This window comes from Eudoraea sp. (genome assembly GCF_049669105.1).
Taxonomy (GTDB): Bacteria; Bacteroidota; Bacteroidia; order Flavobacteriales; family Flavobacteriaceae; genus Eudoraea.
On sequence record NZ_JBATKE010000138.1, the window covers coordinates 1 to 13,643 of the forward strand.

The 13,643-nt window shown below is 39.0% G+C and carries 13 protein-coding genes; 9 read left to right on the forward strand and 4 right to left on the reverse strand.

Going from position 1 to position 13,643, the window contains the following annotated elements; all coding sequences use genetic code 11:
• A partial coding sequence (locus WBM60_RS11520) for a Gfo/Idh/MocA family protein (protein WP_424283108.1) occupies nucleotides 1-677 on the reverse strand: 677 nt, incomplete at its 3' end.
• Nucleotides 678-862: 185 nt separating this feature from the next.
• Between WBM60_RS11520 and WBM60_RS11525 the strand changes: the two genes are divergently transcribed.
• From WBM60_RS11525 to WBM60_RS11560, 8 genes are all read left to right on the forward strand, one after another.
• Nucleotides 863-1,039, forward strand: coding sequence for a hypothetical protein (locus WBM60_RS11525; RefSeq protein WP_424262770.1), 177 nt, complete (start codon nucleotides 863-865; stop codon nucleotides 1,037-1,039).
• A 528-nt stretch (nucleotides 1,040-1,567) separates the two neighbouring features.
• Nucleotides 1,568-2,278, forward strand: a complete 711-nt coding sequence (locus WBM60_RS11530) for a hypothetical protein (RefSeq protein WP_424262768.1) — start codon at nucleotides 1,568-1,570, stop codon at nucleotides 2,276-2,278.
• Between the two features lie 126 nt (nucleotides 2,279-2,404).
• Entirely contained in the window at nucleotides 2,405-3,679 is a 1,275-nt protein-coding gene (locus WBM60_RS11535) for an APC family permease (protein WP_424277457.1), read from the forward strand.
• A gap of 147 nt (nucleotides 3,680-3,826) precedes the next feature.
• On the forward strand, nucleotides 3,827-4,807 hold the full coding sequence (locus WBM60_RS11540; protein ID WP_424262766.1) for a sugar phosphate isomerase/epimerase family protein: 981 nt from the start codon (nucleotides 3,827-3,829) through the stop codon (nucleotides 4,805-4,807).
• Between the two features lie 39 nt (nucleotides 4,808-4,846).
• The gene (locus tag WBM60_RS11545; protein ID WP_424262764.1) at nucleotides 4,847-5,503 is read left to right on the forward strand and encodes a 3-keto-disaccharide hydrolase; all 657 of its coding nucleotides are present in this window, start codon (nucleotides 4,847-4,849) and stop codon (nucleotides 5,501-5,503) included.
• Nucleotides 5,504-5,698: 195 nt separating this feature from the next.
• Nucleotides 5,699-7,261 carry an aryl-sulfate sulfotransferase gene (locus WBM60_RS11550; RefSeq protein ID WP_424262762.1) on the forward strand — a complete coding sequence of 521 codons (1,563 nt, stop codon included), beginning with the start codon at nucleotides 5,699-5,701 and terminating at the stop codon, nucleotides 7,259-7,261.
• 57 nt (nucleotides 7,262-7,318) lie between these two features.
• Nucleotides 7,319-7,456: a hypothetical protein gene (locus tag WBM60_RS11555; RefSeq protein WP_424262760.1), complete on the forward strand. Its 138-nt coding sequence runs from the start codon at nucleotides 7,319-7,321 to the stop codon at nucleotides 7,454-7,456.
• Between the two features lie 125 nt (nucleotides 7,457-7,581).
• Nucleotides 7,582-8,997 (forward strand): transporter substrate-binding domain-containing protein, encoded by a 1,416-nt coding sequence (locus tag WBM60_RS11560; RefSeq protein ID WP_424262758.1) that lies wholly within the window; start codon nucleotides 7,582-7,584, stop codon nucleotides 8,995-8,997.
• Between the two features lie 75 nt (nucleotides 8,998-9,072).
• Here WBM60_RS11560 and WBM60_RS11565 read toward each other — a convergent pair whose 3' ends face one another.
• Nucleotides 9,073-9,456, reverse strand: coding sequence for a hypothetical protein (locus tag WBM60_RS11565; RefSeq protein ID WP_424262756.1), 384 nt, complete (start codon nucleotides 9,454-9,456; stop codon nucleotides 9,073-9,075).
• A 441-nt stretch (nucleotides 9,457-9,897) separates the two neighbouring features.
• On the opposite strand from WBM60_RS11565, the gene WBM60_RS11570 reads away from it, so the two are divergent.
• Nucleotides 9,898-11,580, forward strand: a complete 1,683-nt coding sequence (locus WBM60_RS11570) for an alkaline phosphatase family protein (protein WP_424279754.1) — start codon at nucleotides 9,898-9,900, stop codon at nucleotides 11,578-11,580.
• A gap of 142 nt (nucleotides 11,581-11,722) precedes the next feature.
• On the opposite strand, the gene WBM60_RS11575 is transcribed toward WBM60_RS11570, so the two are convergent.
• Nucleotides 11,723-12,367, reverse strand: coding sequence for a hypothetical protein (locus WBM60_RS11575; protein WP_424277865.1), 645 nt, complete (start codon nucleotides 12,365-12,367; stop codon nucleotides 11,723-11,725).
• A 238-nt stretch (nucleotides 12,368-12,605) separates the two neighbouring features.
• Nucleotides 12,606-13,643: adenylate/guanylate cyclase domain-containing protein (locus WBM60_RS11580; RefSeq protein WP_424283109.1), on the reverse strand; the 1,038-nt coding region annotated here is incomplete at its 5' end.

Here is a 13,643-nt window from a genome sequence, read left to right on the forward strand (position 1 = left end):
GCCCCGTTAATGGAATAAATACCAATATCCATCATAGCTCCACCTCCTGATAGTTTTTTATTCAACCGCCATTGGTTGGGATCGCCAATTATAAAACCAGATTGCCCCTGAAAGAAAATGATCTTTCCAAATTCCCCCGCTCTGCTCATCCGGACGATTTCAAGGGTTTTAGCTTCGAAATGCATGCGATATCCTATCAGTAATTTAACTTTGGCGGCCTTACAGGCGTCTACCATCTCCTGCCCTTCCCGGGCATTGATACCCATTGGCTTTTCGCAAATAACATGTTTCCCCGCAAGAGCAACTCGTTTGGTAAATTCACAATGCAGTCCGTTTGGCGTTATTACGTAAACTGCATCAATATCAGGATTGTTCTTTATCTGATCAAAATTTTCATAATTGTAGCAATTTTTATCAGGAACATTAAACTTTGCCTTCCATTTGGTGACTTTTGAAGGTGTCCCACTAATTAACCCGACAAGTATAGCTCGCTTACAACTTTGCATTGCTTCTGCTACCCGGGTTCCATAACTCCCAAGTCCCATTATGGCAACCCGCAAAACCGGTCCGTCATAGAACGAGCCAGAGTCAGCAAAAAGATTGGTTGAATTGAATAAAATTGGTAGTCCGACCGCTGAGGCGGTTATTTTATGTATAAATTCTCTGCGTGTGCCCATAATAATAATTTCTTCAAAGTTTATAAACTTAAGAATTAATTCAATTAACTATCGCGCAAACTAAAAAATATTAAGGTAGTTAATAGCAGGCTTTTCAGGAATAACCGAGAATAAAACCTGTTAAGAATTTGTTAAATGCTAATTTTTTTCTTAAATTTCAAAAACCAACCAATATTTCAATCCATATGAAGGCTTCAGAACAATTATTTGCAATCAGAATTCTAACAGGAGTACTATCTATAATTCTCATTGCTTTAGTCGTCTTTATTTATAACGAATATATCCCGGATTTACTTGTTGAGGCTGAACAAATTTTGGCTGAATCAATGGGTGATTTGGATAAAACTTTCGCTTCCAGGTAATTTGAACTTCCAATTATAATTAGATAATAATTGACTTCAATCCTTTATTAAAATGTCAATTTTCTCTGACTGAATTTGAATTGAATATTTGTTTGGTTGCTAATTTTTCATCCCTCTATATTAAACAATTCTACCTGTTTTTACCAGAATCTTTCCGTTGCTCTGCATTAAGTGTGAGTAATTAAAACAGGTGTAGTCATGTAGACCCATAGCAGCAATGTTGAGGTTTTTAATTTTAACTATTAGATCCTTTAAATTTGTTTTGGTCTGCTAACAAGAACTTTATTATATCTGAAATTTTTATACTCAGGCATATGCTATAAAAGTATTCGCTTCAAATTCTACAGACAAATATGGGGTTTAAAAAATCCAAAATATGAACAAATACGAATTCCATTGATAAAAAATTATTTGCATAGGGACATTAAAAATAGCCCTTCGTCCAGTTTTAGAAGGATCCTTTGTTATATATCAATATAATTGTTCGATTTCGCTTAAGCATAATTTATTAACCTAAACCTAAACAAAATGAAAAAATTAATTCTTATCGCATTATTCTTTATTGCTATTTCTGCCAATGCGCAGGAATTCTATTGGACCTACTATAATTTTACTGTTGAACCTCAAAATGAGGCTGCGGTATTAAAACTGGTAGAAGATTATTTTACCGAACACAAACAGGATGGTGTTACTGTTCGCTTTTTTGAAAACCACTTTAATGATAGTGATAATAATTACACACACTCCATTGGGTTCTCTGGTTCCCTGGAAGCTATGGGAGCTCAATACTCCGGAGAACAGAACGATACCTGGGACTTATTTTTGACAAGAGTAAATAGCCTTATCAAGAGCTCATTTAGTTCTACTTTGGGGCAAGGTATTGCAACATACGGGGCTACTGAAGCTAGTGCAGTTTGGCCTATACAGCATTATCTTTACATAAAAGTTTCAGATAATGACGCCTTTCAAGCCGCCCGGGAAAAGTATTTTTCGAAGTTTAAATCAGATGTCAGGTTAACCGTTTTGGGCAGTGTCAATTCCGGTCGTTCCCCACATGGGGAAACCCATATGGTTATTCAGGGCTATAAAGATTTTAAATCAGCTATGGCAGGCATTGATGCCCTTCTTACCCCGGATCAGGTTGAAGCCCGAAGGAAAGCGTGGAAAGAATTTGGTGAAACCAATGGAGGAGTAGAAGTGGTCCGTAATGGTACCAGGATACTTCTTGGCAAATGGTAAAAGATTTGTATTAAACTAAAAGCCCCTTAATTGAAGGGGTTTTTTTATATTCATAATTGTCAAAACAAAATAATCCTTAGAATTACAACTTAAATCAGATAAAACCTGAGTAAGACGACGAACAAGATTGGCTGGAAAGTAGGTGCGGCACTTGTCGTAGCCAATATGATTGGGACCGGTGTTTTTACAAGTCTGGGGTTCCAGCTTCAGGACGTAACAAATACCTGGTCTATCCTAATCCTTTGGTTACTTGGCGGAGTTATGGCCCTTGCGGGAGCATTTTGCTACGCAGAGATAGGGAGTACAATTAATAAATCGGGTGGTGAATACATTTTTCTGTCCAAGTTATTCCATCCTCTCCTGGGCTATCTTTCGGGCTGGGTTTCTCTTACTATTGGATTTGCCGCCCCTGTAGCTCTTGCCGCGATGGCCTTTGGGGCCTATTTAGCAAACGTATTGCAGGTAAACCCAACGTTTTTGGCTATTTCCGTTATCCTGGTAGTGTCCGTTATACACTCCTTTAATCTGAGTATTAGCAGCAAGTTTCAATCTTATGCAAGCTGGTTTAAAGTCTTACTGATCATTTTTTTGATTTTGGCCGGGATCTATTTCAGCCAGGATGATTCTGCCCTGGATTTTTCGAATACCTGGACCTTAGAGATTCTTACACCTTCATTTGCAATAGCCTTTGTATATGTAAGTTATTCCTATACCGGCTGGAATGCTGCGTCATACATCATTGAAGAGATAGATAAACCCAAGATTAACCTCCCAAAGGCACTAATTAGAGGTACACTCCTGGTAGCTATTCTATATGTGCTTATACAAGTGGTCTTCTTAATGCACGGTTCGCTTGAAGATCTCCGGGGGCAACTGGATATAGGCCATATTTATGCAACCAATATCTTTGGGAATAGGGGTGCCAAAGCCATTAATATCCTGATTTCCTTCTTTTTAATCTCGAGCATTAGTGCTATGATCTGGGTAGGCCCAAGGGTTTCACTGGCCATGAGTAAGGATTATAAACTCTGGAAATTTTTGAGTAAGAAAAATAAAAACGACATTCCCGTGTCCGCAATATGGCTTCAGACTGTCTTGAGTTTAACCTATGTACTAACAGGCACCTTTGAAAGCGTATTGCTGTATTGTGGATTTATTTTGCAACTAAGCGCCGCACTCACTGTTGCCGGAGTATTTATATTGCGAAAAGAAAAAACAAAATCTCCTGGCTTTAAAGCTCCTTTTCATCCTGTTTTGCCCGTTATCTTTACCTTGTTTAGTGTTTGGATCCTTGTGTATCTGATACTAGATAAACCTATGGAAAGTATGATTGGACTGCTAATTCTGGGCATAGGCGTTTTCACTTATTTTATCAATAAAAAAATTTCCAAATCTTCCTGACGGAATAATTATAATTTCTGTTTAAGTATAAATTGGTTATCTTAATCCTCGTACTAAGCAGTACCTCCAGATTGCCTAAGTTACACATCATATCCTAAATCTTTTCTGAGTTTAAAAGATAGATACAACCAAATAACCCGGGGAACAATGAAACATAAAATTTCCAGAAGAAAAGCGATAACTACGAGTCTTAAGGTTTCGCTGGCAGCAATTGGCGGGTACGCATTTAAGACAAGTGCGCAGGATAGGCCTTACTTTGAAAAAACTTCATTAAAGAAGAAACTACCTGTAAGAATTAGTCTGAATACCTCCACACTTTTACATTATAAACTAGATGTTGATGTACAAATTGATATGGTGGCAGATGCTGGATTTGAGGGAATTGAATTGTGGATGCGCGATGTAAAGGCCTATTTGGAGAAAGGCGGCAGCAGTGAATTCTTAAAAGAAAAATTAGAAGCCCGTAACTTGATTTTGGAAAACATGATAGGCTTTTCAAAATGGATCAGTGATGACCCGGAAGAAAGAAAAAAAGCAATTGATCAACTAGGCGAAGAAATGAATATTACCGCCTCTTTGGGTGGAAAATATATTGCAGCTACTGTGCAGGGAATCGAATACCTTGACAGAAACAAATACGATGAATATGCTGAAAGATATAATGCAATTCTCAAGCTCGGAGATGAGACCGGGGTAACTCCAATTATTGAACTTTGGGGTATGGGCGCCTTAAACAAAGTAGCCGATTGTGCTCAAATAGTAATCTCTACAGGGCATCCTAAAGCAACAATGCTTTTGGATTTTTATCATATTTACCGTGGGGGGAATGATTGGGATACCATTGATATCCTGAATGGAAAAAAATTACCCGTTATTCATATTAATGATTACCCCGTAAGCCCATCCTTTGAATTACTTAAGGATTCAGACAGGGTATTGCCAGGGGAAGGTGTTTGCCCTTTTAACGAGGTCATCCCCAAACTATATAATGCCGGATTTAGGGGTGGTTTTTCCGTGGAACTTTTTAATAAGGAATATTGGGAGACCATGGATGCCCAGACCATGCTGAAAAACAGCTATGAAAAAACCTACGAAGTGGTTGAAAAGGCACTTGCAAATACTATTTAAAAGTCCTGATAATAAACAAAAATTTAAATTTAAATCAATATGAAGCTTAGTTTAAAATATACTATTATCCTCCTTCTTAGTCTTGGAAGTATCAATCCGATGTTGGGGCAGGAAACAAAAAGTGAGGAAGCCAATGCCTGGTTTTCATTATTTAATGGCAAAGACCTTGACGGTTGGAAAGTAGGTGTGAACGCCTCTACTTTTTCCGTAGAGGATGGTACCATTAAAGTAGCCGGTGACAGAGCCCATTTGTTTTATGCGGGCGATGTGGAAAACCATAATTTTAAGAACTTCGAATTTAAGGCAAGGGTGATGACCAAGCCCGGTGCCAACTCAGGTATTTATATCCATACCAGATATCAGGAAGACGGGTGGCCCACCTATGGCTATGAAGTTCAGGTGAATAACTCGCAGGGCGATTGGAAACGTACAGGCAGTTTGTACAACATAGTCGATGTTAAAGAAAATTATGCGGCAGATAATGAATGGTATACAGAATATGTGAAAGTTGAAGGCAAGCGTATTATTGTCAAAATAAATGACATAGTCGTTGTTGATTATACAGAGCCCGAAAACCCACTGCGGGAAGGAGACGGGGTACACAGGGTGCTAAAAGAGGGCACCTTTGCCCTTCAGGGACATGATCCAGGAAGTGTTGTTTTTTATAAGGATATTATGGTAAGACCTTTACCGTGATTCTCTAAAAACTGGTAAATTTCTACGCCTGAATAGTGGGTCCAATGGAAATATGAGCATTCTTTTTCAAAGGGCCTTGCTCATCTCTGGTGCGTATAATTTTCAAAATTACCGGATAGTTTGCTTTTATTACATGATATCTTCTGAGAATTAAGAATTATAATCTATTTTTAGTTATTAATCAACCAAAAACCAATGAAAAAAATTCTTCTCTATCCCAGTGCCATGATCCTTTTGGCACTGCTTTTTAATTGCGGCGATAAACCAACAACTGATGAGACAGCCGGTAAAAAGGACCGCAATATGTTTGGGCATTATATTCCACGGGGTTTAACCAAAACAACTGAAGGACTTAGTTCTGGTTATATTATGTTCGCCGTTCCAAATTCTGCCTCTACCTATTTGATCAACAGAAAAGGAGAAGTAGTGCAAGAATGGAAAGGAAATTACAACTTTCATAGTCCATATCTCATGGATGATGGTTCTCTTGTAACAGGTGCCCAGGATCCCGATTATCCCGTCTTCGGTTTTGGAGGACCCTATGGACGGATTCAAAAAATAACCTGGGATGGAAAAATGTTATGGGATTATGAATACGCGGATACCACCCAAATTTTACATCATGATTTTGCGGTCTTACCCAACGGTAATATTCTGGCGATTGCCTATGAAACTTCTTCCTATGACTATGCGCTTGCTTTAGGCAGGAAACCAGAGTTTATCCCGAGATCCGGGCCATGGATGGAAAAAATTATAGAAATAGAACCACAAGCCAACAATAGGGGTAAAATTGTCTGGGAGTGGCGTCTGGAAGACCATCTTATTCAGGATCTTGATGCAACCAAGCCCAATTATGGAAATCCCGCAGAACATCCTGAATTGTTAGATTTTAACCTGGGAGATTCCATCCCCCCAGCCATAACTCAGGACAGTCTGGATATATTAAAAGCTATGGGAAGGGGAGGAAGAAACCTGACCATAGATAATCCAAGATCAGATATTTTACATTTTAATGCCATAAACTATAATCCAGAACTGGACCAGATAGTGTTTAGCTCTCCCAGGTTAAGTGAAATTTATATCATTGACCATAGTGTCACCACTGAAGAAGCTGGGAGTCACCAAGGTGGGAAAAGTGGAAAAGGAGGGGATTTTTTATACCGTTGGGGAAATCCCGAAAATTATGGTCATGGCGATTCTACTAATCGTAAACTTTTTGGGCAGCATGATGTGCGATGGATAGAAAAAGGCAAGCCAGGTGCGGGCCATCTTACGGTTTATAACAATGATGTTCCCCTGGGACGCGACAGTCTCGATTATTCGGCGATATATGAAATTAAACCCCCTTTAACGAAAGATGGCAATTATCAAATGATGGCTAACAATGGATTTGGCCCTGAGAAACAATTTTGGAACTACGTGGCAAAGGATACCATCTCATTTTACGGGAGTTTTATTTCCGGGGCGCATCGCATGGAAAATGGTAATACGTTTATTAATGAAGGGCCTAAAGGCCGTTTATTTGAAGTGACTCCTGACGGGGAAATTGTCTGGGAATATTTAGTCCCCTATAGAGGCACCATACATAAGCCTAATGGGGAACCAACAGATATGATGCCTATGACCTATAGTACGTTCCGGGCCACTTTTGTACCCGCGGATCATCCGGCTTTACAGGGAAAGGATTTAAAACCTCTGGATCCTCAGCCCGAGCCATTTGTAATGCCACCTCCACCTAAAGAGGAAAAGAAGGCTTGACGCTGACATAAAAAAAAGGGCGAATTTAGTAGGAATTAATTAAGATAAAATAAGGATATGGATGGTATTGATGTAGTTATGGTCATTGCCATTATCCTTTTCGCAAGGCTCGGGGTGCGGTTACTTATGGGCTATCAAAAAATGAAAAAAGGCAAAAAAGATGATTCTGACAAAGAGGATGCTCAACGGATATAAATTTTCCTGCCTTTTCGCGCAAAGAAATCTACTAAAAAGTATCCTTCTCAAAGAGAGCAAAAATTCGTTATAAGTTCTATGATCAAATTCTTTTATATATTTAGGCAGTTCCTGGATATACAATTATGACCAAAAGAATAGGAATTCTTATTATCTGTTGCCTTTGTCTGAGCGCTTGCCAGACCAAAAAAACAGACCTTAATGAGGCTGCGGTAATCAGAGATTTTGATGAAATTGTGGCTGATGGAAAACTAAAAGTCCTTATTGCCTATAGTGCCACGAGTTACTTTTTGTATCGCGGCCAAACAATGGGGTATGAATACGAATTACTCAAGCGACTTGCCAAAAAATTAAACCTGGAATTAGAATTAAAAGTGTCCAGGAATCTCGATGAGATGTTAGATGAGCTTCAACATGGCAACATAGACCTTGTAGCTCACGGACTGGCAGTTACTCAGGAAAGAAAAGAGCAAGTTGCTTTTATAGATTATTTATACCTTACCAAACAAGTGTTGGTGCAAAGAAAACCGGATAACTGGCGTAAACTAACTCTTGATAAAATTAAGGAATCCATGATTCAGGATCCTATTGAACTAATTGGTGACACAGTTAGTGTAAGAAAAAATTCTTCCTACTTAAAACGCCTTTTGAATTTATCAAAGGAAATTGGAGGCGATATAGTTATAGATACCTTAGAGGGCACAATTTCTACCGATGAAATCATTAAACAAGTGGTAGATAAAAAAATAAAGTATACCGTAGCAGACGGGAATCTGGCAAAGATTAATGCTTCTCACAACCCTATTTTAGATGTAAGCGTGCCCGTAAGTTTTTCTCAGCGCATTGCCTGGGCCGTGAGGGCAGATTCCCCTAAATTATTGGAGAAAATTAACAGCTGGATAACGGAAGAGAAGAAGGGCTCAGACTATTATGTGATTTACAACAAGTATTTTGAAAATGAAAGGAACTTTAAACACCGGGTGAAAAGTGAATTTTACAGTTTAAATAAAAATCAGATTAGCGCATACGATGCGCTAATAAAGGAGCATGCGAAAGCACTGGGATGGGATTGGCGGCTTTTGGCTTCATTAGTATATCAGGAATCCCAGTTTCAACCTAATGACTCTTCCTGGGCAGGTGCTAAAGGCCTAATGCAGATGATGCCGGCCACAGCTGAGGAGCTTGGGGTTAGGAACCTGGGGGATCCCGGGGAAAGTTTACGCGGGGGGACGGCCTATCTGGGACAACTTTACTGTAACTTTGAGATGATAGCAGATTCGGTACAAAGGATAAAATTTACAATGGCTTCCTATAATTGCGGATATCAACATGTAAAAGATGCTCAAAGCCTTGCCGAACTGGATGGCCTCGACAAGTACACCTGGGATGATAATGTAGATAAAATGATCCTGGCACTTAGTAATCCTCAACACTACAACCATGAGGCGGTTCAGTATGGATATGTTCGCGGCACAGAACCTTATGATTATGTAATGCAGATATTTAACAGGTACAACCGGTATGCCTCCATGGTGGATTAAAACACCTGATACTTATTGAATTATCAATCGCTCAGTTTTCTTAGCCGTAAAAAAACAAATGGCAGCTTCCGAACATCAGTAGGTTAATAATGAAGCAGTAGCAACAGCTGCTGCGCTTACAATAATAAGTGTCAATATAACCACAGGAATGGATATGGTGAGAATAGTTGACAAGGTTTTATTTTGAAGAACTATTTTAGATATTTCATTCGAATCCAGAGGTATTCGTACATATTCGCCTTGGGTCTTTTTGAGACCATAGAACATCCCGTCTTCAAATCCAATATGTTTAAATCTGTATGTCTCATCCTTAGTGGATTTAACTTTTGCGCGCGTAATTTCTTTAGTGGCTTGTTCAAGGGTAACTGGCGTATTGTGATAAACTACACATCCCTGAAAAAATATTGTTATTGCAAAATAATAAGCAATTATTGCAAACTTATTTTTCCAAGTTTTCATATGCAGTGATTTAAAAGCCCTTTCTTAAATGTAATTTAATTTACAATACAAAATATGATTTGAGTAAATAATAAAAACAAAATCACAGAGGGATAAATAAGGTAAGCCCCAGGTCAGGTAAACCATCTTTTTTGGCCCTTCCGCTTAGGTCATGGTTTTGCGCGGTAAATAGAATATTTATGTTATAAACAAGCCTGATCTACTGTGTTACCAATTTAGCAAAGAGCACGTAAATCCCTGAATTCAATTGTCCACTTTTAAGTTAATTTAAAATAATACTATCTTTAACTTCAAATAAAACCCTTTCGGAATTTTCTAAAAAACATAAATTTTAGACGTTACTTAAGGTTTTGTCTTTTTGAATATATGGAGCCTGCTAAGTAATGCTCTGTTTTATGATTCCGGATTTGGGTTTTTTCTATCCTCAAGATTTTAAATGATATGATGCAACATATATGTCTTTTATTTAGTTGGCTGTTTATAGTTCATAGTTTCCCTTTGTCAGCGCAACAAAAACCAAAACTCATTTTACAAATCACCGTAGACCAGCTAAGGGCAGACCTGCCATTGAAGGTCTATGACCGCCTGCCTGCAGGTGGCTTTAAATATTTCTATGAACATGGAATTGTATATGAAAATGCCTATCACCGGCACGCAAATACAGAGACTGTCGTTGGACATGCCACACTGGCTACCGGGGCTGATCCTTCGAACCATGGGATGATCGGCAACATCTGGTTCGATACTGAGAGCAAGCAAACGGTATATAATGTGCAGGACATCTACCATCCACTATTAGGTGAAGGGGGTGGGGTTGATAAAAAAACGGAAATAGACCCCACTCAGGCTGCCGCCACCACAGACGGGAGGTCGCCGGCGGCTATCCTGGGAACAACATTTAGCGATGAACTGGCCATGTTTACCAACGGAAAGGCCAAAATATTCGGAGTCTCGGTAAAGGACCGTGGAGCTATTACACTTGCCGGTCATGCAGGAAAAGCATTCTGGTTCAGCAAGGCGAAAGGCGAATTTGTAACCAGTACGTATTACTATGAAGACTATCCCAACTGGGTGAAAAAGTGGAATGCCCAGAAGAAAATTAATTCCTATCTTAATACCAGCTGGGAACTGATGCACGATAGGGCTACCTATACCTATGGTGAAGAAGATGATATGCCCTGGGAAACAAAATTTCCGGGCTACGGCGTGGTATTTCCACATCCTTTCGGAGAGATGAGTAAGTATTTTACCACCTTCCTCACCTTAAGCCCTGTAGGTGATGAACTGACGCTCGATTTTGCCAAAACCCTGATAGAGGCTGAAAATATAGGTGCTGATTCCATTACAGATTATCTGTCCATTAGTTTTTCTTCCACAGATTATGTGGGTCATGTTTTTGGCCCTTCCAGTCTTGAGGGTGAAGATAACCTCTTCAGGTTAGACAGAACCCTTGCCAATCTGCTAACATATGTTGATGAGAAAGTAGGGTTACAAAACACCCTTATCGTACTTTCTGCAGATCATGGAGGGGTAGATGCCCCGGGGTATATGAAGAAATTTGGGATAGATGCCGGATATTTTGATATTGATGCTATAGACACTCTTGCCATCAAAAAAGTGTTGCAGGAGAAATTTCAGGTTTCCGATAAACTGGTCTCCGGCTATTTTCACCCTTATGTGTATTTAGACAAAGAGGCTATTGCAAAGAATAACCTGGATATCGATGCCGTTTCAAGAGTACTGGCCGCAGAATTGAGAAAAGAAAAAGGCATCGCCGATGCCCTTGCCTCTGCAGATCTTCTGGAAGGGAATGTAGCCAATACGCCATTAAATATTTCGGTATTACGTAATTATAATCCCAAGCGGTCCGGGGAGATCTATCTGGTGTTTGAACCCTATTGGTTTATCAACGATTTTGACGGACTGACCGTGGCCACAACGCATGGTTCTCCCTGGAAATATGATCAGCACGTACCCGTAATCTTTATGGGCAGCGGGTTGGAAGCTGCTAAAATCTATCGCCGGGTGGAAACAGTAGACGTAGCAACTACCTTGTCTCATTATTTGAGCATTAAGGTTCCTTCCGGGGCCTCCGGTACACCCTTAAAGGAAGTGTTAAAGTGATTTCAGTTCTCCCAATGGCTTTTTTGACCTTTGAATTGACCATTTTCAATAAAACCTTATTATACATTTAATGAAGAAGTCCCTGGTGCAAATTGTGAATCACAGTTCCTTAATTTGAAGTATTTAGGAATTCATTCATATGTCATTCTTCATACTGATATAAGTCGGCCAGTTTATAGATCAGAAAATTAATTATATCCTCATCACTTTCTCCATTGAGGTACATTCCAAAAGCGGAACCTGCTTGTTCCTCTTTAAAAAATTCCAAATCATCTGAGCCATACTCACTAAAAGCATTCCAGGACTTAAGGCCTTCAAGTATCTCCCTGTGGGCAATATATCTCCTCTTTGCAAGCTCCAGATTATTCCGGAAGCTCTTATTATTGCGATTACCAATCTCGCCCTTTTGAGAATTTAATTTTAGATATTCTTGTTGAATACGAGTATCTGCTGCTTCTGCTTCTGTTATTATCTTATAATAAGCCCTGGATATTAAGGAATTATACTTTTCCTCAAAAGAAGCATAAGCAATGGCTTCTGTAAAACTATCCCCTTCAAGAATTCCCGGATCTTCGGTGCTTGAATAATACTCTTTCGAGTCATTAGCCGCCAAATACTCATCCTTTTTTAAAGATCTGTTCCAGGCCTCAGATTTTATGGTTTCCTTCCATATCTTTCGGTATTCCCGCTTAAAATTGGTCTGTGATGTTGAACAACTTTCGGCCAAAAAAACGAAAAGAAGAATACTAAATACCGGAACAACTATATGAACTTCTGCTTTTCTCATTATAAGGAAAATCTTATGTATGCAAGAGCAGATCTTTGAGAGTAAATGATAAAGAAAAGGGGAGGGCTAAAAACCTTTGGCAAGATAAGAAAGAATTATCATCTCTCATATAAAAATGAGGCCATTAAGAAGCAACAATAAATCAATTTAATAATAATTGCCTCAGATGCTCCCCGAACTTCACAAAATAACCGATTTGGGCCGGTGGCGACAATTATAATTAGGTTACTTATTTTTGTCAGGCGGGTTGGAGTTTTGGTTTATTAACATAGTACATTTTCATCATGCCCTTATTTTTAACCTTCATTTTACCTCTGTATTCGCATTCAAATTCATCCTTTATCAATTCATAGGTGTTTTCAGAGATATTTATTCTGCCCGTCTCTGAATTCGTCTCCATCCGGGCAGCAACATTTACCGTATCTCCCCAAATATCATAGGCAAATTTTTGAGTGCCTACTACCCCTGCCACCACAGGGCCCGTATTAATCCCAATGCGGATCTCATAAGGCATGATATTGTCTTGATTTTTAATTTTGACTTCTTCAGTGATACGGACTATTTCAAAAGCAGCATGCACCATTCTGATGGCATGATCTTCCTTATTCAAATGTATTCCTCCGGTACACATGTAGGAATCGCCCATGGTTTTGATTTTTTCCAAACCATGCTTCTCCATAACTTCATCAAATTTGGAAAAATAATAATCAACGCTTCTCACTAAACTTTCGGGGGTTAAGTCTGCCGAGGACCGGGTAAAATCTTTAAAGTCTGTAAACAAGACCGTAACCGATTCAAATTTTTTAGCTTCCACATGCCCCGTTTCTTTTAATTCCTGGGCCGTTTCTTTGGGAAGGATATTGAGTAACAGGGTGTCGGACCTGTTCTTTTCCTCCTCAATAATGGTGTTGGTTTCTTTTACAAAACTATAGCGCCGGTAAAGAAAGAAAAGAAGCACAAAGATTAAAACCAGGGCAAGGACGGTTGCATAAATTATAATCCTTTGTCTTTTATCTTTCAGCATTTGGATTTCCGATTCTTTTTCTAGTAGATCTACTTCAGTTTGTTTTTGGTCAACTTCGAAATCTGCACGTAAATTAGCCATTTCACGTACTTTTTCAATATTACTTACACTGTCCCTAAATATGACGTGGTTTTTGTAATACTTTAGAGATTCGGTGGTATTTCCTCTTTTTTCATAGAGTTCTGAAAGCTTTAAATAAGCATCGCCAATCTGCTCCTTTAACCCATATTGCAGTGCCAGGTCCAAACTTCT

What these genes read in the sequence shown, in the direction of transcription:
- WBM60_RS11530 (WP_424262768.1), top strand. Translation starts at nt 1,568, where the DNA reads ATGAAAAAATTAATTCTTATCGCATTATTCTTTATTGCTATTTCTGCC.
- WBM60_RS11570 (WP_424279754.1), top strand. Translation starts at nt 9,898, where the DNA reads ATGATGCAACATATATGTCTTTTATTTAGTTGGCTGTTTATAGTTCAT.
- WBM60_RS11565 (WP_424262756.1), bottom strand. Translation starts at nt 9,456, where the DNA reads ATGAAAACTTGGAAAAATAAGTTTGCAATAATTGCTTATTATTTTGCA.
- WBM60_RS11545 (WP_424262764.1), top strand. Translation starts at nt 4,847, where the DNA reads ATGAAGCTTAGTTTAAAATATACTATTATCCTCCTTCTTAGTCTTGGA.
- WBM60_RS11550 (WP_424262762.1), top strand. Translation starts at nt 5,699, where the DNA reads ATGAAAAAAATTCTTCTCTATCCCAGTGCCATGATCCTTTTGGCACTG.
- WBM60_RS11525 (WP_424262770.1), top strand. Translation starts at nt 863, where the DNA reads ATGAAGGCTTCAGAACAATTATTTGCAATCAGAATTCTAACAGGAGTA.
- WBM60_RS11575 (WP_424277865.1), bottom strand. Translation starts at nt 12,367, where the DNA reads ATGAGAAAAGCAGAAGTTCATATAGTTGTTCCGGTATTTAGTATTCTT.
- WBM60_RS11540 (WP_424262766.1), top strand. Translation starts at nt 3,827, where the DNA reads ATGAAACATAAAATTTCCAGAAGAAAAGCGATAACTACGAGTCTTAAG.
- WBM60_RS11560 (WP_424262758.1), top strand. Translation starts at nt 7,582, where the DNA reads ATGACCAAAAGAATAGGAATTCTTATTATCTGTTGCCTTTGTCTGAGC.
- WBM60_RS11555 (WP_424262760.1), top strand. Translation starts at nt 7,319, where the DNA reads ATGGATGGTATTGATGTAGTTATGGTCATTGCCATTATCCTTTTCGCA.